The following is a 394-nucleotide window of genomic DNA, read 5'->3' as shown; positions in this document are numbered from 1 at the left end:
TTTTGTGCCTGCGTATTTCAGATGCAGGTGAGCAGCCCCACCAGAATTCGGCCAGAGCAAGGGGTGTTAACTGGTTTTCATAAGCATATTGCAGCAATTTTGGCGCTGCGCATTCCCCCGATCCGGCAGGCGGTGTTGTGCGGTCAAATTCATCGAATATGCCGACTACATTTTTGTGTTGCCCTTTTGCATTGCGAAAATTATATTGTTCGAAAAGCTGTTTTTGAAGATTTCCTGAGCGCATTTTACGTTCCTCTTTTAGCGCAGTAATCGTCGATAGCAACTGGTGTAAATGGTTACTTTCTGTCTCCAGGGCCAAATGCATTTCATATTGAAAACGTTGAAGCTGTTGTTTGTCTTTTAAACTCTGGCTCCGCATGTCTTCCATCAATAA

At 44.2% G+C, this 394-nt stretch carries 1 pseudogene; it reads right to left on the bottom strand.

Features of this window, described 5'->3' with window-relative positions:
- A pseudogene (locus B2X72_RS03830) lies at positions 1 to 394 on the bottom strand (RluA family pseudouridine synthase); the annotation flags it as partial.

Origin of the sequence: Sphingobacterium sp. UBA7253, from assembly GCF_002472745.1 — a bacterium.
Taxonomy (GTDB): domain Bacteria; phylum Bacteroidota; class Bacteroidia; order Sphingobacteriales; family Sphingobacteriaceae; genus Sphingobacterium; species Sphingobacterium siyangense.
The sequence above is the reverse complement of the archived record's forward strand: the minus strand, read 5'-3'. Positions and strand labels throughout refer to the sequence as shown.